This window comes from Frigidibacter sp. ROC022 (genome assembly GCF_024723735.1).
GTDB lineage: Bacteria > Pseudomonadota > Alphaproteobacteria > Rhodobacterales > Rhodobacteraceae > SLM-1.
The window spans coordinates 491676-510383 of sequence record NZ_JANQDU010000003.1 but is presented as its reverse complement, the minus strand read 5'-3'; the positions used below and the strand labels follow the sequence as shown (position 1 = coordinate 510383).

21 protein-coding genes are annotated in these 18708 nt (G+C 69.0%); 10 read left to right on the top strand and 11 right to left on the bottom strand.

Annotation, left to right across the window (positions count from 1 at the left end; all coding sequences use genetic code 11):
* Window positions 1-18 precede the first annotated feature (18 nt).
* The 7 genes from NUW50_RS14300 to lexA all read left to right on the top strand — a co-directional run bounded on the left by NUW50_RS14300 (window position 19) and on the right by lexA (window position 5681).
* The gene (locus NUW50_RS14300) at window positions 19-600 is read left to right on the top strand and encodes an anthranilate synthase component II (RefSeq protein ID WP_258289811.1); all 582 of its coding nucleotides are present in this window, start codon (window positions 19-21) and stop codon (window positions 598-600) included.
* Window positions 597-1619 (top strand): anthranilate phosphoribosyltransferase, encoded by a 1023-nt coding sequence (gene trpD, locus NUW50_RS14295; RefSeq protein ID WP_258289810.1) that lies wholly within the window; start codon window positions 597-599, stop codon window positions 1617-1619. Before NUW50_RS14300 ends, trpD begins: the two co-directional genes overlap by 4 nt.
* A gap of 6 nt (window positions 1620-1625) precedes the next feature.
* The gene (locus NUW50_RS14290; RefSeq protein WP_258289809.1) at window positions 1626-2282 is read left to right on the top strand and encodes a uracil-DNA glycosylase; all 657 of its coding nucleotides are present in this window, start codon (window positions 1626-1628) and stop codon (window positions 2280-2282) included.
* A 167-nt stretch (window positions 2283-2449) separates the two neighbouring features.
* Window positions 2450-3250 (top strand): indole-3-glycerol phosphate synthase TrpC, encoded by an 801-nt coding sequence (gene trpC, locus NUW50_RS14285; protein ID WP_258289808.1) that lies wholly within the window; start codon window positions 2450-2452, stop codon window positions 3248-3250.
* Complete coding sequence (gene moaC, locus NUW50_RS14280; RefSeq protein WP_258289807.1) at window positions 3247-3717, top strand: cyclic pyranopterin monophosphate synthase MoaC; 471 nt, start codon at window positions 3247-3249, stop codon at window positions 3715-3717. Before trpC ends, moaC begins: the two co-directional genes overlap by 4 nt.
* Window positions 3714-4886, top strand: coding sequence for a molybdopterin molybdotransferase MoeA (locus NUW50_RS14275; protein ID WP_258289806.1), 1173 nt, complete (start codon window positions 3714-3716; stop codon window positions 4884-4886). Before moaC ends, NUW50_RS14275 begins: the two co-directional genes overlap by 4 nt.
* A 75-nt stretch (window positions 4887-4961) precedes the next feature.
* A complete protein-coding gene (gene lexA / locus NUW50_RS14270) occupies window positions 4962-5681 on the top strand; it encodes a transcriptional repressor LexA (protein WP_258289805.1) in 720 nt (239 codons plus the stop codon).
* A gap of 112 nt (window positions 5682-5793) precedes the next feature.
* Here lexA and NUW50_RS14265 read toward each other — a convergent pair whose 3' ends face one another.
* Window positions 5794-7920, bottom strand: a complete 2127-nt coding sequence (locus NUW50_RS14265; protein WP_258289804.1) for a ComEC/Rec2 family competence protein — start codon at window positions 7918-7920, stop codon at window positions 5794-5796.
* Window positions 7921-7991: 71 nt separating this feature from the next.
* On the opposite strand from NUW50_RS14265, the gene gltX reads away from it, so the two are divergent.
* From gltX to NUW50_RS14250, 3 genes are all read left to right on the top strand, one after another.
* On the top strand, window positions 7992-9416 hold the full coding sequence (gene gltX, locus NUW50_RS14260; RefSeq protein ID WP_258289803.1) for a glutamate--tRNA ligase: 1425 nt from the start codon (window positions 7992-7994) through the stop codon (window positions 9414-9416).
* A gap of 30 nt (window positions 9417-9446) precedes the next feature.
* Window positions 9447-10736, top strand: coding sequence for a citrate synthase (gene gltA, locus NUW50_RS14255; RefSeq protein ID WP_258289802.1), 1290 nt, complete (start codon window positions 9447-9449; stop codon window positions 10734-10736).
* Window positions 10737-10933: 197 nt separating this feature from the next.
* Window positions 10934-11866, top strand: a complete 933-nt coding sequence (locus tag NUW50_RS14250) for a hypothetical protein (protein WP_258289801.1) — start codon at window positions 10934-10936, stop codon at window positions 11864-11866.
* Window positions 11867-11877: 11 nt separating this feature from the next.
* On the opposite strand, the gene NUW50_RS14245 is transcribed toward NUW50_RS14250, so the two are convergent.
* The 10 genes from NUW50_RS14245 to NUW50_RS14200 all read right to left on the bottom strand — a co-directional run bounded on the left by NUW50_RS14245 (window position 11878) and on the right by NUW50_RS14200 (window position 18654).
* Entirely contained in the window at window positions 11878-12654 is a 777-nt protein-coding gene (locus NUW50_RS14245; protein WP_258289800.1) for an enoyl-CoA hydratase-related protein, read from the bottom strand.
* A gap of 64 nt (window positions 12655-12718) precedes the next feature.
* A complete protein-coding gene (locus NUW50_RS14240; protein WP_258289799.1) occupies window positions 12719-13168 on the bottom strand; it encodes a cytochrome c-type biogenesis protein in 450 nt (149 codons plus the stop codon).
* A complete protein-coding gene (locus NUW50_RS14235) occupies window positions 13165-15126 on the bottom strand; it encodes a heme lyase CcmF/NrfE family subunit (RefSeq protein WP_258289798.1) in 1962 nt (653 codons plus the stop codon). The genes NUW50_RS14240 and NUW50_RS14235 overlap by 4 nt, the downstream gene beginning before the upstream one ends.
* A gap of 84 nt (window positions 15127-15210) precedes the next feature.
* Entirely contained in the window at window positions 15211-15333 is a 123-nt protein-coding gene (locus NUW50_RS14230) for a hypothetical protein (RefSeq protein ID WP_258289797.1), read from the bottom strand.
* 10 nt (window positions 15334-15343) lie between these two features.
* A complete protein-coding gene (locus tag NUW50_RS14225) occupies window positions 15344-15529 on the bottom strand; it encodes a hypothetical protein (RefSeq protein ID WP_258289796.1) in 186 nt (61 codons plus the stop codon).
* Window positions 15519-16136, bottom strand: a complete 618-nt coding sequence (locus NUW50_RS14220; RefSeq protein ID WP_258289795.1) for a holin family protein — start codon at window positions 16134-16136, stop codon at window positions 15519-15521. Before NUW50_RS14220 ends, NUW50_RS14225 begins: the two co-directional genes overlap by 11 nt.
* Window positions 16127-16738 (bottom strand): holin-associated N-acetylmuramidase, encoded by a 612-nt coding sequence (locus tag NUW50_RS14215; RefSeq protein ID WP_258289794.1) that lies wholly within the window; start codon window positions 16736-16738, stop codon window positions 16127-16129. The genes NUW50_RS14220 and NUW50_RS14215 overlap by 10 nt, the downstream gene beginning before the upstream one ends.
* 186 nt (window positions 16739-16924) lie before the next feature.
* Entirely contained in the window at window positions 16925-17368 is a 444-nt protein-coding gene (gene ccmE / locus NUW50_RS14210) for a cytochrome c maturation protein CcmE (protein ID WP_258290155.1), read from the bottom strand.
* 103 nt (window positions 17369-17471) lie between these two features.
* Complete coding sequence (locus NUW50_RS14205) at window positions 17472-18284, bottom strand: glutamate racemase (protein ID WP_258289793.1); 813 nt, start codon at window positions 18282-18284, stop codon at window positions 17472-17474.
* Between the two features lie 235 nt (window positions 18285-18519).
* Window positions 18520-18654 carry a hypothetical protein gene (locus NUW50_RS14200; RefSeq protein WP_258289792.1) on the bottom strand — a complete coding sequence of 45 codons (135 nt, stop codon included), beginning with the start codon at window positions 18652-18654 and terminating at the stop codon, window positions 18520-18522.
* Window positions 18655-18708: the final 54 nt, after the last annotated feature.

Here is an 18708-nt window from a genome sequence, read left to right as displayed (position 1 = left end):
ATAAGAACGGAGACGGGCGTGCTTCTGCTGATCGATAACTATGACAGCTTCACTTTCAACCTGGTTCACTACCTTGGCGAACTCGGCGCCGATGTGGTGGTCAGGCGCAACGACGCGCTGGACGTGCAGGCGGCGATGGCGCTGAAGCCCGCCGGGATCGTCCTGTCACCCGGACCGTGCACCCCGGATCAGGCAGGCATCTGCCTGCCGCTGGTACTGGCGGCGGCCGAGACCGGAACCCCGATGCTGGGCGTCTGCCTGGGCCATCAGGCCATCGGTCAGGCCTTCGGCGGCAAGGTGGTGCGCTGCCATGAAATCGTCCACGGCAAGGCCGGAACCATCACCCACGGCGGCAAGGGCGTCTTTGCCGGGCTGCCCTCGCCGTTCCACGCCACCCGCTACCACTCGCTGGTGGTCGAGCGCGAGTCGCTGCCCGACTGCCTGGAAATCACCGCCGAACTGGAGGACGGAACGATCATGGGTCTGGCCCACCGGACGCTGCCGATCGAAGGCGTTCAATTCCACCCGGAAAGCATCGCCTCGGAGCATGGACATCACCTGCTGCGCAATTTCCTCGACCGCGTGCCGGTCCCGGCATGAGCGAGTCCCTCAAACCCCTGATCGGCGCCGCCGCCGACCGGCCGCTGACCGATGCCGAAGCCACCCGCGCCTTTGATGCGCTGATGTCGGGCGAGGCGACGCCCAGCCAGATCGGCGGCTTCCTGATGGCGCTGCGGACCCGTGGCGAGACCGTGACCGAAATCGCCGCCGCCGCCCGCGTCATGCGCGCCAAGTGCCGGGCCGTGCATGCCCCCGAGGGGGCGATGGACATTGTCGGCACCGGGGGCGACGGCAAGCACACGCTGAACATCTCGACCGCCGCCGCCTTCGTCGTGGCCGGCGCCGGGGTGGTGGTGGCAAAGCACGGCAACCGCAACCTGTCGTCCAAGAGCGGCACCGCCGACGTGCAGACCCAGCTGGGCATCAATGTCATGGTCGGCCCCGATGTGGTCGAGCGGGCGCTGGCCGAGGCCGGGATCGGCTTCATGATGGCGCCGATGCATCATCCGGCGATGGCCCATGTCGGCCCGACCCGGGTCGAGCTGGGCACCCGCACCCTGTTCAATGTCCTCGGTCCGCTGACCAACCCGGCCGGGGTCCGGCGTCAGCTGACCGGCGCCTTCTCGCGCGCCGTGATCCGGCCGATGGCGGAAACCCTGCTGGCGCTCGGCTCCGAATCCGCCTGGCTGGTGCATGGCGGCGATGGCACCGACGAGATCTCGATCACCGGCGTCACCTATCTGTCGGAACTGAAGAACGGCGCCGTCACCGACCGCGAACTGCATCCCGAAGAGGCCGGCCTGCCGGTGCATCCCTTCGAGACCATCGTCGGCGGCACGCCCGAGGACAATGCCGCCGCCTTCCGCGCCCTGATGGGCGGCGCGCCGGGCGCCTATCGCGATGCGGTGCTGCTGAATGCCGCCGCCGCGCTGGTGGTGGCCGGGGTGGCGCCGGACCTGAAGGCCGGTGTCGAGCAGGCAATCGCCGCGATCGATTCGGGCCGGGCCGGCGAAAAGGTCGCGGCGCTGGCACGGATCACCTCGGCCGCCGCCGACTGACCGCGCATGTTCGACCTCTCCCGCCTGGGCGCCTGGGCCGAACTGCCGTTCTTCCGGGACGGGCTGGCACAGGTCGAGGCCGGGCTCGCCGCCGATCCCCGCCCGGTCCTGCCGCCTGCCGCACAGGTCTTCGCGGCGCTCGAAGCCACCCCGCCCGGGTCGGTCCGGGTGGTCCTGCTGGGACAGGACCCCTACCCGACCCCCGGCCATGCGCATGGCTTCGCCTTCTCCGTCGCGCCCGGAACCCCGCTGCCGAAGTCGCTGAAGAACATCTTTCGCGAGTTGCGGGACGATCTCGGGATCGTCCGCGATGACGGCGACCTGCGCGGCTGGGCGGCGCAGGGCGTGCTGCTGCTGAACACCGTCCTGACCGTGCCGGAAGGCGCCGCCGACGGGCACAGGCGACTGGGCTGGCAGGCGCTCACCCGGGACATCCTGCAAAGCCTCTCGGCGCACCCCCGGGCCTTCCTGCTGTGGGGACGCAAGGCCCAGAAGACCGGCGCGGCGATCAGCGGCCACGAACATCTGCGGATCACCTCCTCGCACCCCTCGCCGCTGGGCGCCCGTGCCGGGCCCGATCCCTTCTTCGGTTCGCGCCCCTTCTCGCGGGTCAACGCCTGGCTGGAGGCCCGGGGCGAGGCGCCGATCGACTGGTCGGCCTGACCGGCGCCCTGCGGAGCGGCCCACGCAGGGCGCGCGATTTCACGCGCCACCCCTCCACCAGGACGGCTTCCCCCCTGGCCAATGCATTGTCCGGGCCTCGGCCCCGATTCCCTTCCCATCCCCGGCCACCGGGGCTAGACAGGACGCAGATGCCTGGGACCGAGCCGATGCCAACCATTCTCGACAAGATCAAAGCCTACAAGCTCGAGGAGATCGCCACCCGCAAGGCCGCCCGGCCGCTGGCCGCGATCGAGGCCGAAGCCCGCGCCGCGCCGCCGGTCCGGGGCTTTGCCCGGGCGCTGGACGATGCCGCCGCCAAGGGCTACGGGCTGATCGCCGAGATCAAGAAAGCCTCGCCATCGAAGGGTCTGATCCGCCCCGATTTCGACCCGCCGGCGCTGGCCGCCGCCTATGCCGCCGGCGGCGCAACCTGCCTCTCGGTGCTGACCGACGCGCCGTCATTCCAGGGCGACGATGCCTTTCTCGCCGCCGCCCGCAACGCCTGTGCCCTGCCGGCGATCCGCAAGGATTTCCTCTACGACCCCTGGCAGGTCGTCGAATCGCGGGCGCTGCACGCCGATGCAATCCTGATCATCATGGCCTCGGTCTCGGATGCCCAGGCCGCCGAACTCGAGGCCGCGGCCCGCGACTGGCAGATGGATGCGCTGATCGAGGTGCATGACCGCGCCGAGCTCGACCGCGCCCTGCGCCTGGCCTCGCCGCTGATCGGGATCAACAACCGCGACCTGCACAGCTTCACCACCGACCTCGCCACCACCGAGACGCTGGCGCCGCATCTGCCACCGGATCGCAGCCTTGTCGCGGAAAGCGGTCTTTCCACCCCCGCCGATCTGGCCCGGATGGCCCGGGTCGGCGCCCGCCGCTTCCTGATCGGTGAAAGCCTGATGCGGCAGGCCGATGTCGCCGCCGCGACCCGCGCCCTGCTCGCCGCCCCGGTGCCGGCATGAGCGGGCTCACCCATTTCGACGGCGACGGTCAGGCGCATATGGTCGATGTCTCCGGCAAGCCGGTCACCGACCGGCTGGCCGTGGCCCGCGGCCACGTGAAGATGTCGCCGGAAACCCTTGAAATCGTGAAACAAGGAAGCGCGAAAAAGGGCGATGTTCTGGCCGTGGCGCGGCTGGCCGGGATCATGGCGGCGAAACGCACCTCCGAGCTGATCCCGCTCTGCCACCCGCTGCCGATCACCAAGGTGGCGCTGGACCTCGGCACCGACGAAGATGGCGTCACCGTCGAGGCGACGGTCAAGACCTCGGGCCAGACCGGGGTCGAGATGGAGGCGCTGACCGCGGTCTCGGTGGCCTGCCTGACGGTCTATGACATGCTGAAGGCGGTCGAAAAGGGCATGGTCATCGGAGAGATCGGCCTGATCCTGAAAGACGGCGGAAAATCAGGACGTTACGAAGCGAAATGATCACGGTTTCCGAAGCTCTCGACAAGCTGTTCGCACTGGCCGAACCGACCGGGGTGGAAGAGGTGCCACTGCTGCAGGCCGCCGGGCGGGTGCTGGCCCGGCCGCTCGCCGCACGCCGCGACCAGCCGCCCTTCGCCGCCTCGGCCATGGACGGCTACGCCCTGCGCCGCGCCGAGGTGGCGCCCGGTGCCAGGTTCAAGGTGGTCGGAGAGGCTGCGGCCGGCGCGGTCTGGAGCGGCCGGCTGAACCCCGGCGAAGCGGTCCGCATCTTCACCGGCGCACCGGTGCCGCAGGATTCAGATTTCGTTGTAATCCAGGAAGATACGAGCCGAACTTCAGACGAGATCACCCTCGGCGACAGCATCGGAGATGACAGCAACATCCGCCCGGCCGGTGCCGATTTCTCGACCGGCGACACGCTCGACGCGCCGCGCCGTCTCAGCCCCGCCGACGTGGCGCTGCTGGCCGCGATGAACCACCCCGTGTTGCCGGTCCGGCGCCGCCCCGAGGTGGCCCTGATCGCCACCGGAGACGAACTGGTGCAGCCCGGCGAAACGCCCGGCCCCGGCCAGATCATCGCTTCCAACAGCTACGGGCTGGCGGCGCTGTTCCAGCGGGCCGGGGCGCAGGTGCGGCTGCTGCCGATCGCCCGCGATACCGAAGCCGCGCTCGCCAAGGCCTTCGAGCTGGCCCGCGGCGCCGATCTGGTCATCACCATCGGCGGCGCATCGGTCGGCGATTACGACCTGGTCGGCCCGGTGGCCCAGAGCCTGGGCATGGAGACCGCCTTCTACAAGGTCGCGATGCGCCCCGGCAAACCGCTGATGGCCGGGCGGATGTCCGGATCGGTCCTGGTCGGTCTTCCGGGAAATCCCGTTTCGGCAATGGTTTGCGGGGTGATCTTCGTGCAGCCTCTGCTGGCCGTGATGCAGGGTCTGCCGGCCCGGCCGGTGCCGCGCCGCAAGGCCAGGCTGACCGCATCGCTGGCCGCCAACGGCCCGCGCGAGCACTACATGCGGGCCCGCCGCGACGGCGACGGAATCGCCGCCTTCGACCGCCAGGACAGTTCGCTGCTGTCGATCCTGTCCCGGGCCGAGGCGCTGATCGTCCGGCCCCCGAATGCCCCCGCCGCCGCCGCGGGCGATCTGGTCGAGTACATCGATTTCTGAGCCGACCGACGCCGTTGACACACAACGGGAACGGGTGTAGAACATAGCCCGAACACGCCCTGTCGGAGGCCCCGCATGCTGACCCGCAAGCAACTGGAACTGCTGGATTTCATCCAGAAACGCATGGATCGCGACGGGGTTCCGCCCTCCTTCGACGAGATGAAGGATGCGCTCGACCTGCGCTCGAAATCCGGCATTCACCGGCTGATCACCGCCCTGGAAGAGCGTGGCTTCATCCGGCGGCTGGCGCATCGGGCCCGGGCGATCGAGATCGTCAAGCTGCCCGACGCGATGCTGCGGCCCGGGTTCTCGGCGACGGCGGCGCAATCCGGCTTCTCGCCCAAGGTGATCGAGGGCGACCGCCCCGCCGCGGGCCCGCCGCGCGGCGCCATGGCGGTCGAGGCTGCGGCGGCGATGGAACTGCCGGTCTTGGGCCGGATCGCCGCCGGGGTGCCGATCGAGGCGATCAGCGAGGTCTCGCATCATGTCGCGGTGCCCGGCTCGATGCTCTCGGGCCAGGGCCAGCACTACGCGCTGGAGGTCCGGGGCGATTCGATGATCGAGGCCGGGATCAACGACGGCGATATCGTGGTGATCCGCGAGACCCAGACCGCCGACAACGGCGATATCGTGGTGGCGCTGGTCGAGGATCAGGAAGCGACGCTGAAGCGGTTCCGCCGCCGCCAGGGGATGATCGCGCTGGAGGCCGCCAACCCGGCCTATGAGACACGGGTCTACCGTGACGATCAGGTCAAGGTGCAGGGTCGCCTGGTCGGGCTGATCCGCAGCTACTAGGCACGGCGCGCCGGCCGCCATCGGGCAACCGGCCGCGCCTGTCTCGCGCACCCCGCCGGCTTCATCTTTCAAATATCCCCGCCGGAGGCCCCGGCCTGCCGCAGGCGCGAGGTCAGGGCATCCTCTCCCCGGTCGGCACCCGGGCCCGGGCCGCCATCCCGGCCGGCATCAGGAGCCTGGGCAGCCGGTTCGCCGGCGGGGTCCAGAGCCGCCGCCCGGCGGTCCCGGCGACGGTCTCGATCCGCGGCCCGTCCGGCGTGACCCAGATCGCCAGCGGTCCGGTGGCGCGCATCAGGGCGCGGTCCCAGATCAGGCAGGCGGGTCTTTCGGGGGCCGGGCCGGTGAGCATCAGGATATCGGCGCTGCCGCAGGCGGCGGCGGCGCGTTCGGCCCCGCCGCGTCCCGAGAACTGGCGCAGCCGCAGCCCGGCGACCTGCAGCGCGACCTCGCCATCGAGGCGCCGCATCCCCGGCCGCCGCGCCGCAGCGTCCTGCGTCGCCCGGTCGCCATCGTCTTCCAGCCAGCTCTTCGCCGCGAACCCCTGGCCGCGGGCTTTCGACAGCGCCCGCCCCTCCTCGGTCATCAGCCCCAGCAGCGCGCCCTCGCCCGCGACCAGCAGCGCCGGTCGCTCGACCTGGGTCCAGAGCAGCAGCCCCAGGGCCAGCGGCGCCAGACCGGCCAGCCGCCCGCGGCCCTGCCACAAGGCCAGGATCAGCCCGCCGGCGGCGATCAGTGGCAGCACCGCCCCGGGCGGCGCCGGAACCGGGGTCACCGCCCCCTCCAGCCCGGCGACCCAGGCCGCGACCCCGAGGATCCAGCGCACCGGCCAGCCCATCAGCCAGAGCACCGGCCCGCCCAGGCCAAGCGGCGCCAGCACCGCCCAGAGCACCGCCAACGGCATCACCGCCGCCCCCATCGGCGGCACCGAAAGCAGGTTCGCCAACAGGCCGTAATCGGCGATCCGGTTGAAATGCGCCGCCGCGAAAGGCGCCGTGGCCAACCCGGCGACGGCCGAGGCGATCAGCACGGTGACGGCGGGCCGGCTCCAGCGCGGCGGGCGCCAGCCGCGCCAGGCCCGCAGCCCGGCGAAGGCCGCGACCAGCGCCACGGTGGCGGCGAAGGACATCTGGAACCCCGGCTCGGTCAGGCTTTCGGGCCGCGTCACCAGCACCACCAGCGCCGCCAGGGCGACCGAGCGCAGCGAGATCGCCCGCCGGTCCACCAGCACCGCGCCGAACATCACCGCGACCATGACCCAGGCCCGCTCGGCCGGGATCGCGCGGCCCGAGAGCAGGTCATAGAACAGCCCCGCCGCCAGCGCGACGGCCGCCGCCAGCTTGCGCAGCGGCCAGCGCAGCGCCAGGGCCGGGATCAGCGCCAGCCCGAAGCGCAGGGCGGCAAAGACCGTGCCGCAGAGCAGCACCATATGCAGCCCCGAAATCGCCAGCAGATGCGACAGGTTGGCGCCCCGCAGGGTCTCGGAGGTCTGCCGGTTCAGCGCCGAACGGTCCCCGGTCATGATCGCCGCCGCAAAGGCCCCGGCCTGGCCCGGCAGCCCGGCCCGGATCTGCGCCGAGAGCCGCATCCGGAGCCGCCCGAACCAGAGATCGGGCCCCGGCTCGGGCGGGGCGAGCATCAGCAGCGGGGTGCGGGTATAGCCCACGGCGCCCAGCCGGTCGAACCAGGCCTGACGTCGGAAATCATAGGCCCGTGGCGCGACCGGCCCTTCCGGCGGAGACAGATGGCCGGTGACGATCACCAGCATGCCCGGAACCGGCGTGACGTAGCCCTGCGGGCCGTGCAGGCTGACCCGGACCCGTTCGGGGGTACGCCCGGGCGCCATCCGCGCCAGCACCACCCGGTCCAGCGTCAGGCGCAGCGCCTGCGAGGCCGAGCGGTCGATGGCGATCACCCGTCCCTCGATCGGGCCGTAATAGCGAAAGCCCAGCACCGGGGCGGCGACGCCATGCGCCCGGGCCCCGGCCAGGGCCAGCCCGGCACAGGCCAGGGCCGGAGCCAGGAGCAGTATCCCCGGGCCACGGCGCCCGTGCGCCCCCCCCAGGGCCAGCAGGCAGGCCGCCCCTGCGGCAAGGATCAACTCTGCCGCGGAAGGCTCTGACATCAAATGGAAATACCATCCGATCCCGGCACCGAGCCAGACCGGCACCCAGGGCAGGAGCATGCCCCTCTGCGCCTCGATCCCCGCCCGAAGCCAGCCGGCGGCCCGCACCCTTGTCACCCCTCACATCATTGACTAGACCCGGGCCACAACCTGCGCCTGCCAAGGTTACTGAAAGGTTAATGCCGCCCGTGTCCCAAGCTTCCCAGACCCCGCCCGACGCCCCGGTGGTGACACGGATCGCGCCGTCGCCCACCGGATTCATGCATATCGGCACCGCCCGCACGGCGCTGTTCAACTGGCTCTACGCGCGCGGCCGGAACGGCCGGTTCCTGCTCCGGATCGAGGATACCGACCGGGTCCGCTCGACCCCGGAAGCCGCCGAGGCGATCGTCCGCGGGATGCGCTGGCTGGGACTCGACTGGGATGGCGAGCCGGTCAGCCAATGGGCGATGCGCGAGCGGCATGCCGCCGTGGCGCGCGAGATGCTGGCCCGTGGCTCTGCCTACAAGTGCTTTGCCACGCAGGACGAGATCGAGGCCTTCCGCGCGGCGGCACGGGCCGAGGGCCGCTCGACCCTGTTCCGTTCGCCCTGGCGCGATGCCGATCCGGCAACCCATCCCGACGCGCCCTATGCGATCCGGATCAAGGCGCCGCAGGACGGCGTGACGGTGATCCGCGATCAGGTGCAGGGCGAGGTGACGATCCGGAACTCGGAACTCGACGACATGATCGTGTTGCGCTCGGACGGAAGCCCGACCTACATGCTCGCCGTGGTGGTCGATGACCATGACATGGGCGTGACCCATGTGATCCGCGGCGATGACCACCTGAACAACGCCGCCCGCCAGATGCTGGTCTACGATGCCATGGGCTGGCAGGTGCCGGTCTGGGCCCATATCCCGCTGATCCACGGGCCGGACGGCAAGAAACTGTCGAAACGGCACGGCGCCCTGGGGGTCGAGGACTGGCAGGCGATGGGCTATCCCGCCGCCGCGCTGCGCAACTACCTGGTGCGGCTGGGCTGGAGCCATGGCGATGACGAATTCTTTACCGATGCGCAGGCCCGCGACTGGTTCGACCTGAGCGGAATCAACCGGGCGCCGGCGCGGCTCGACCCGAAGAAGCTCGACAACCTGTCGGGCAAGCATATCGCCGCCACAGAGGATGCCGCGCTGGTTGCGCAGGTGCAGGAATTCCTGGCCGCGACCGGCCGCGACCCGCTGGACGACGGCCAGGTCGAGCGGCTGGGCCGGGCCATGTACTGCCTGAAGGATCGGGCGAAGACCTATATCGACCTCATTGAGAAAGCGCGGTTTTGTCTGGTCGAGCGGCCGGTGCAGCCGGACGAGAAGGCGGCCGCACTTCTGACCGACGAGGCCCGCGCGCTGCTGGCCGAATTGACGCCGCACCTGCAAACTGCTAGCTGGATGCGAGACACGCTTGAGGCGGAAATTGCCCGCTTCAACGACGCCAGGGGCCTCAAATTCGCCGTCCTTGCGGGCCCGTTACGGGCCGCATTGGCCGGTCGCACCGCGACCCCGAGCGTTTTCGACATGATGCTGGTTCTAGGCCGCGACGAAACACTCGCCCGGCTGCAAGACTCGGCGGGCTGACCGATCCGGTTGATGGTGAAGGAGACAGGAATGACGGACAAGAGCGCGACATTGACCTTTGACAACAAGCAGGTCGAGCTGCCCATCCTGTCAGGCAGCGAAGGCCCGGATGTGATCGACATCCGCAAGCTCTACAGCCAGGGCAATGTCTTTACCTACGACCCGGGTTTCACTTCGACCGCCGCCTGCGACTCGGCGATCACCTATATCGACGGCGATGCCGGAGAGCTGTGGCACCGCGGCTATCCGATCGACCAGCTGGCCGAGAAATCGCATTTCCTCGAAATGTGCTATCTGCTGCTCTACGGCGATCTGCCCGACGCGGCGCAGCTCGAGCATTTCGAGACCACCGTGACCCGGCACACGATGATCCACGAGCAGATGCACATGTTCTTCCGGGGCTTCCGGCGGGATGCGCATCCGATGGCCACCATGGTCGGCGTCGTCGGCGCGATGAGCGCCTTCTACCATGACTCGACCGACATCTCGGACCCGCGCCAGCGCGAGATCGCCAGCTTCCGGCTGATCGCCAAGATGCCGACCATCGCCGCCATGGCCTACAAGTATTCGATCGGCCAGCCCTTCGTCTATCCGGCCAATTCGCTGAGCTATGCCGCCAATTTCCTGCGCATGTGCTTTGCCGTGCCGGCCGAGGATTACGTCGTCAATCCGGTGCTGGAACGCGCCATGGACCGGATCTTCATGCTGCATGCCGACCATGAGCAGAATGCCTCGACCTCGACGGTGCGGCTGGCTTCGTCCTCGGGCGCCAACCCCTTTGCCTGCATCGCGGCGGGGATCGCCTGTCTCTGGGGGCCCGCGCATGGCGGCGCCAACCAGGCGGCGCTGGAAATGCTGCGCGAGATCGGCACGGTCGAGAATATCCCGGACTATATCGAACAGACCAAGGACAAGACCTCGGGCAAGCGTCTGATGGGCTTCGGCCACCGGGTCTACAAGAACTTCGACCCCCGCGCCAAGGTGATGAAGCAATCGGCGGACGAGGTGCTGGAGCTTCTGGGCATCCACAACAACCCGACGCTGCAGGTCGCCAAGGAACTGGAACGGATCGCGCTGGAAGACGAGTATTTCATCTCGAAGAAGCTCTATCCGAACGTCGATTTCTATTCCGGCATCATCCTGGAGGCGATGGGCTTCCCGACCTCGATGTTCACCCCGATCTTCGCCGTGGCGCGGACCGTGGGCTGGATCAGCCAGTGGCAGGAGATGATCTCGGACCCGCAGATGAAGATCGGCCGGCCGCGGCAGCTCTACACCGGCCCGGGACGGCGCGATTACGTGGATGTCGAACGGCGCTGAGCCGCGACAGCCTGACGAACACAAGGGCCCGGAGCATCGCTCCGGGCCTTTTGCGTTGCGCGGATCGGCCAGCGCGATTTTCTTGGCAGGGGCGGGCTTACGGGTTACGCTGCGTCAATCAACGATCGCGTCTGACGGTCCGGGCATCGCCGGACGGCACATGGGGGGCGGTCATCCCCGTTGCCGGAAGAGACGCCATGCCCAAGCTGCGCCCCGCCGCCCTCGCCCTGAGCTTCTGCCTTGTGAGCCACAGCGTTACCGCCCAGGTCTCGGCTCCGGGATGCGAGATACCGGACCGGCTGGACTGGGCCGACAAGATGCTCTTCGACGTTCGGACCGAGCTCTCCGCGATGGATGACGCCGGAGAGGATTGCATCAGCAACTGGAACGACTGCTTCAGGATCGTCGGGGTGATGAGCCATGCGATGCTCTACATCGACGATTTCTTCGACAACAATCACGACTGGCAGCACGAGTGCATGAAATGCGACAACGCCTATGCGCTGGTGCGGAACCGGACCCAGGACTTCGAGTATTACGACCTGTTCTTCGACGCGATGGACTACCACATCGACACGAATTTCCGGAACTACGACTTCACCATCGGGCAATATGCCGGGCTGCCGGTCTGCGGGGCAAATCTGGTCTCGCCGCCCCCGCCACCGCCGCGCAGCACCCGCGGCCCGGTGCCGGCGGGCGGGAATGCCGGAGCCGCGGGCGGGAATGGCGGCTCGGGTGGCGGCGGGCTGGATGACCCCGACGTCATCGCCGGCGAAGGCACCGGGTTCGAGCCGGGCACATCGGACAAGGTGGCGACGCATCCCTGCGCGGCCTACGACAGGGGCGAGCGGCCGGCCGAAGCGGTCTGGAACTGGTATTCCTTCTACGGCGTCGGCGGCAGCAATTTCGAGGTCGGGGGCTATCTCTGCGGCACGCTGGGCTTCATCGAGTTCGACGGCAGCCGGTTCTCGTCGCAGATCTGCGAGTCCGACTATTCGGTGAACTGCCGACCCAACGACTATTTCAACGCGACGGTGACCGATGTGGTCAGCCGCGACGATGGCGGGGTCGAGTATCACTACGAATCCGATTCAGGAAGCGTCGGCTACGGGGTGCGCAGCCCGAGATAGGCCGGCCCGGATCAGCGCCCTTCGTATTTCGCCGGGCGCTTTTCCAGAAAGGCCAGAACGCCCTCCTTGAAGTCGCGGCTGCGGCCGCAGGCGCCCTGGGCATGGGCCTCGACCGTCAGCTGGGTTTCCAGATCGTTGCCAAGGCTGGCCCGCAGGGTTTCCTTCAGATGGCGGTAGGCCAGTGTCGGCCCCTTGGCCAGCTTGCCGGCCCGCGCGGCGACATGGGCCTCGAACGAAGCATCCGGCACGGCTTCCCAGATCATCCCCCAGGCCTGCGCGTCGCGCGCCGAAACCGGCTCGGCAAACAGGGCCGCGCCCATTGCGCGGGCAAAGCCGACCTGCCGCGGCAGCCAATAGGTGCCGCCGGCGTCGGGGATCAGGCCGATCCGGGTGAAGGCCTGAAGGAAGACCGCGCTTTCGGCGGCGATCACCACATCGGCCGCCAGCGCCAGATTGGCCCCCGCCCCCGCCGCGGCACCGTTCACCGCCGAGATCGTCGGCACGGGACAATCGGTAATCGCCCGGATCAGCGGCTCGTATTCGTCGCGCAGCGTCCGTTCCATGTCGATGTCCGCGGCGGTCACCCGGTCTCCCAGGTCCTGCCCCGAGCAGAAGGCCCGGCCCGCGCCGGTCAGCACCAGCACCCGCGCAGCCGCGCCGAGTTCCCTGACGGCATGGAGCAGCTCGGCCCGCATCTGGGTGTTGAGCGCGTTCATCACCTCGGGCCGGTTCAGGGTGATCGTGGCCACGCCGTCGGCCAGGCTGGTCTGGATGGTCTGATACTGCATTGTCGTCCCCTTCTGGTGTCGCCACGATAGGCACGGCGCCCGGGAAGGAAAGCGAAACGGCCCGTCAGTTCTTCAGAATCTGCTCCAGCCGGGCCTGTTCCTCGGCATTCAGCTCCGAGGGCGTGGCGCTGGCCCTGCGACGCCGGGCGGCCATCCAGGCCAGCATCAGCGCCAGCAACAGCATCACCGGGCCGGCGATCCAGAGCACCAGGTTCACGCCCCTGGCCGGCGGCAGGAACAGCACATATTCGCCATAGCGATCGACGATATACTTGATCACCTCTTCATTGCTGTCGCCGGCCAGAATCCGCTCGCGCACCAGCACCCGCAGGTCGGCGGCGATATCGGCGCCGGAATCGTCGATGGTCTCGCCCTGGCAGACCGGGCAGCGGAGCAGGCGGGAAATCTCGCGCGCCCGCGCCTCCTGCGCCGGATCGGGCAGCATTTCGTCCGGCGTCACCGCCGCGGCGGCCAGGGGCCAGAGCAGCGCCAGGATCAGGACAAGCCGCCTCATTCGGCGGGCACCCCGCCGGGAACCGGCTTGCGCGCCCCGGCGGCCACCCGGTAGCGGCGATCCAGAAGCGAGACCAGCCCGCCCAGGGCCATCAGGATCGCGCCGCCCCAGATCCACATCGCGAAGGGCTTGATATGGGTCCGCACCGCCCAGCCGCCATCGGCCTGCGCATCGCCGATGACGACATAGAGATCGCCAAAGGGACGGCTCCGGATCGCGGCCTCGGTGGTCGGCATCCCGGCCACCGGATAGACCCGCTTCTCGGGATAGAGATGCGCGATTTCGGTCCCGTCCCGGCTGACCAGCACATCGGCCTTGGTCGTCACGTAGTTCGGCCCCTGCCCCTGGCTCACATCGACCAGCGTCAGCTCATAGCCGCCCAGGGTGAAGCTCTCTCCCTCCTGCACGACGCGGATATCCTCGACCGACCAAGCGGTGATCGCGGCAACACCGAAGATGGTGATGCCGAGCCCGCCATGCGCCAGCGCCCGGCCGAAATCGGCACGCGGCAGCCGGGTCAGCCGCGACAGCCCCCCGGTCCCGCAGCGCAGCCAGAGATCGCGCAGCGCCCCGCCGATCAGCCAGACGCCCAGCCCGGCCCCGACCGGCGCCAGGGCCGAACGTCCGGTGCCCCAGACCCAGGCCGCCAGGGCCGCCGCCAGCGCCAGCGCCAGAACCCCGCGCAGCTGCCACAACGCCCGGCCCAGCCGGCCACGCTTCCACGGCAGCAGGGCGCCGACCGGCAGAACCAATGCGAGAACGACGAAGAAGGGTGTGAAGGCAGCCTCGAAGAACGGCGCGCCGACCGAGAGTTTCCGGCCCCAGGCGAACTCCGCGAACAGCGGCCAGAGCGTGCCGGTGAACACCACGAAGGCCGAGACGACCAGCAGGATGTTGTTCAGCACCAGTGCCGACTCGCGGCTGACCAGGGCAAAGACGCCCTTGGCCTCCATCGCCCCGGCCCGCGCCGCGAAAAGCAGCAGCCCGCCGCCCAGGAAGAAGGCCAGGATCGCCAGGATGAAGACCCCGCGCTCGGGGTCATTGGCAAAGGCATGCACGCTGGTGATGACGCCCGAACGGACGATGAAGGTGCCGGTCAGCGAGAAACCGAAGGCGATGATCGCCAGCAGCACCGTCCAGGCCTTCAGCGATTCGCGCTTTTCCACCACGATGGCCGAATGCAGCAGCGCACCGGCGATCAGCCAGGGCATGAAGCTGGCGTTCTCGACCGGGTCCCAGAACCAGAACCCGCCCCAGCCAAGCTCGTAATAAGCCCACCAGGAGCCAAGCGCGATGCCGACGGTCAGGAACATCCAGGCGGCCAGGGTCCAGGGCCGGACCCAGCGGCCCCAGGCGGCGTCGATCCGGCCCTCGATCAGCGCCGCGATGGCGAAACTGAAGGCCATGCTGAGACCGACATAGCCGAGGTAGAGAAACGGCGGGTGAAAGGCGAGGCCCGGATCCTGCAGCAGCGGGTTCAGGTCGGCACCGTCAAGCGGCGGGTTGGCCAGCCGCAGGAACGGGTTCGAGGTCAGCAGCAGGAAGGCCAGGAAGGCCACCGAGATCGAGCCCTGCACCGCCAGCACCCGCGCCCGCAGCGGCGCCGGAAGATTGCCGCCGAACAGCGCCGCGGCGGCGCCGAACAGGGTCAGGATCAGCACCCAGAGCAGCATCGACCCCTCGTGATTGCCCCAGACGCCGGTGACCTTGTAGAGCATCGGCTTCAGCGAATTCGAATTGTTGGCGACCAGAGCGACCGAGAAATCCGAGGTCACGAAGGCATGCATCAACGCGCCGAAGGACACCACGACGGCGACGAACTGGATCAGCGCCGCCGGTTCCGCCACCGCCATCCAGCCGGTCCAGCGCTTCTGCGCCCCGATCATCGGCACCACGGTCTGAACCAGCGCCACGGCAAAGGCCAGCACCAGCGCGAAATGTCCGTATTCAGCTATCATGGCGGCAGTCTACGCTGCCGCCCGCCACGGCGAAAGGCCCGGTGGTTCCGGGGCGCTACACAAATGGTCGCAGCGCCGTTGGGGTCAGGGCCCGGGCAGGCCCCGGTGCCGCAGCAGCCGGTCCAGTTCGGCCACCATCCGGGCGTTGCGGGCAAAGGCCTGCCGCAACCGGCGACCCATCCAGACGGTCTTAAATCTCTTGCGCATCACGGCCTCCTCAACCGGCGCCACGCGGCAGACGCTCGCGCAGAAGTGTGGTGATCTCGGCCAGAACGACCGAGTTCCGGTTCAGCACCTCGCGGGTGGCCGCCTCTTTCTGCTGATCGCGCCAGAGAAGGTAGAAGACCATCAGCGCCCAGGGCCCGTGTTCGGTGAGCAGCGGCAGCCACAGGCTATCGGGCATCCACGCCCCCCGCCAGGCCTTGGCGCCAGTCGTCCAGCGCCGCATTGGTGCCCCCGGCCCGTACCGCGCGTTCGGCGGCAGCGGCGGCAGGATCGGCCTCGGGGTCGCCCAGGCTGCCCGGCGGCAGTCCGAACCCCGCCTGCAAGGCCGACAGCGCCGCCAGATTGGCGCCGACCTCGCGGGTCCGGCTGAGGGTCTCGGCGATCGAGCGCTGGAACTCCTGCCCCTTGGCCTGATGGCGCGCACCGAAATAGAAGCTGACGATGGCCCCCATCAGCCACCAGAGCGGCTCGGGCACCAGGGCGATGCCCTGCATCCGGCTGGCGAACCAGACCGGGTTGGTCATGGCGCTGACGAAGAGGCCGACGGTGCCCAGTGCCAGCATCGGCCTGGGCAGCCGGTTCAGGGCGTCCATCATCCGGTCGAAGCGGCCGGGGCGCGGCGGCGCCAGGAACTCGGCCCCGAACTGGGCCAGCGCCGCCTGCGCCTGCGCCGCGTCACGGCCCGCCTGGGCCTCGGCATTGGGCCGGAAGACCTCGGCGGTTTCCGCCACCAGATTGCGCCCCGAGCCGAAGAGCAGCGCGAACAGGTCCCGGATCAGCCCCATGCCGCGACCCTCCTTGCATGTTCCGCCTCGCTGAGCCGGTAACGCGGGCTGATGAACGCCTCGGCGCGGCGGATCCAGCCGCCCTTGCCGCCGTCGCGGCGCCGGACGTATTTGCGCGACGCCGGGCGGGCATCGGCCAGCGCGTAGTACCAGTTCCGCCGGGCGATGCCGTAGGCATCGGCCAGATGCCCGGGCGCGATGCGATAGGCCAGATCGGCCGCGGCGATGGTCTGCGGCCCGATCAGCCCGTCCACCGCCAGCCGTTGGCCCATGTCGTTCAGCAATGCCTGCAGGATCTTCACCGCATTGGCGCCGGCGTTGACATACATGTCGAAGACCGGCGGCCGCAGCACCTCGGGCAACCGGTCAATGCCGGGGCGGCGGTAGTAGTCTCGCAGGAATATCTCCCGGGCATCGGCCCGGCCCAGCCGCCGCAGATCGGCAAGGGTGACCCGCCCGTCGCCGTCCAGGTCGCGGCCGAGCCGTTGCAGCGTCCCGATGGTGACGCCGTATTTCGTCGCCCCGCCGGGGTCGTCGGGGTCATCCACATAGCCGCCTTCGCGGGCGATGATCTGATCGGCAATCCGCTCCACCGAGAGCATCCGGACCTCCATTCGTCCTGAAACGGGGTCCAGACTGCGCCGGTGTGGTTAACAGGCCGGCAAGGGAACGTGCGCTGCGGCGGAAGACGGGGGAAAGACGGGGAAGGTGGTGCCTGCGAACATGCACCCTACAGGGACCGCAGGATGCGAGATCTCACGCACCCTGCACCGATCCCCTGCCCCTTGCTACTTCTCGGGCTCAACATAGACGCCCTGATCCTTCAGCGCATCCACCACTTCCTTGGGCATGTAGCTTTCGTCATGCTTGGCGAGGATTTCGGTCGCGATGAAGCTGCTGCCGTCATAGCGGCCCATCGCCACCACGCCTTCGCCTTCGCCGAACAGGTCCGGCAGCACGCCGGAATAGCGCACCGGGACCGAGGCATTCATGTCGGTGACCCGGAAGCTCACCTCGGTGCCCTCGCCGCGCACCAGCGAGCCCTCCTCGACCAGACCGCCGATCCGGAACACCTCTGCCGGGCCGGGCGGGGCTTCCAGCACCTGGGTCGGCGAGCGGAAGAAGTTGATCCCGTCGCGCATGGCATAGCCGATCAGCGCCGTGGACAGGGCCAGCGCGACCACGGCCAGCAGGATGATCTGCACCCGACGGCGCTTCTTCAGGCCCAGCATCCCGCGGCTTCCCGGCAGGCGGGGCTTTGGTGCGGGATTGATCTCGGTCTGGGTCATGCGGCCTCCTCTGCCCAATTTAGGGCCGCGGCCTGCCTATCACAAATCACGCTGCGCGGAACTCGACCTTTCGCCGCAGGAACCGGGTCGCCTGACGGCCGACCCGGTCGGGATCGCCGGTGGTCAGGTAGGCCCGCTCCTGCCCCGGGCCGACCATGGCCGGGCGGCGCGACAGATAGTCGGCCAGACTGTCGGCCACCAGGCTGGCCTGGCTGAAGACCCGCACATCCGGCCCCAGGGCCTCCTGAAAGCTCTGGGCCATGATCGGGTAATGGGTGCAGCCCAGCACCGCCGCGTCGGGTTCCGGCATCTTGCGCATCAGCGCCTCGACATGGCTGCGCACCAGCGCATCGGCCAGGATCATGTCGCCTTCCTCGATCGCATCCACCACGCCGCCGCAGGCCTGTGCCTCGACATCGACGCCGATGGCACGGAAGGCCAGCTCGCGCTGGAAGGCGCGGCTGCGCACCGTGGCCGGGGTGGCAAACAGCGCGACATGCTTCACCGCCACCTCGCGCGGCGGGGAATTGTCGCCCCATTGCCGTTCGGTCAACGCCTCGATCAGCGGGACAAAGACGCCCAGCACCCGCTTGTCCTCCGGCACCCAGCGTTCCTGCATTCGGCGCAGGGCCGCGGCGCTGGCGGTGTTGCAGGCCAGGATCACCAGATCGCAACCGGCATCGAAGAGCCGCTGCACGCCCCGGGTGGTCAGCTCGTAGATGTCGTCGGCGGTGCGCACCCCGTAGGGCGTATGGGCGTTGTCGCCGAAATAGACGAAGGGCACCTCCGGCAACCGCTTTTCCACGGCCTCGAGAACCGTCAGCCCGCCAAGACCCGAATCGAATATGCCGACCGCCATAGTGGCCTCCTGCCCCTGGACTTCGGCCGAGGGCATAGCTGGGATCGCGGCAGGAATCCACAGCGGGATGCGGGGCCGGAGAGGGAATGGCGCCGCGAACAGGGGGTCTTCGGTCAGGCGAAACGGCGCGGCACCGACCGGACGGATCGGGGCGCGACAGAGGATATGGAGTCGGGGAAATCGGTTTGACACACGGGCCGAGCGCGACCGCTCCGGCCCATGTGTCGGGTCGAGGCTATTTCTTGCCCTTGCCCTGCATCTTCGAAATGCTCAACCCGTCGGTCGGAGCCGAGCCGCTTGCCGGCGGCTTGGCCTTTTCCTTCTTCGGTTTCTTGGCTTCCTTGTTACCGCGTTGCTGGCGATCAGCCATGATGAACGTCCTGTCCGCAGGAAGGTCCGGCAACCATGGCCGGACCGGGCCCGC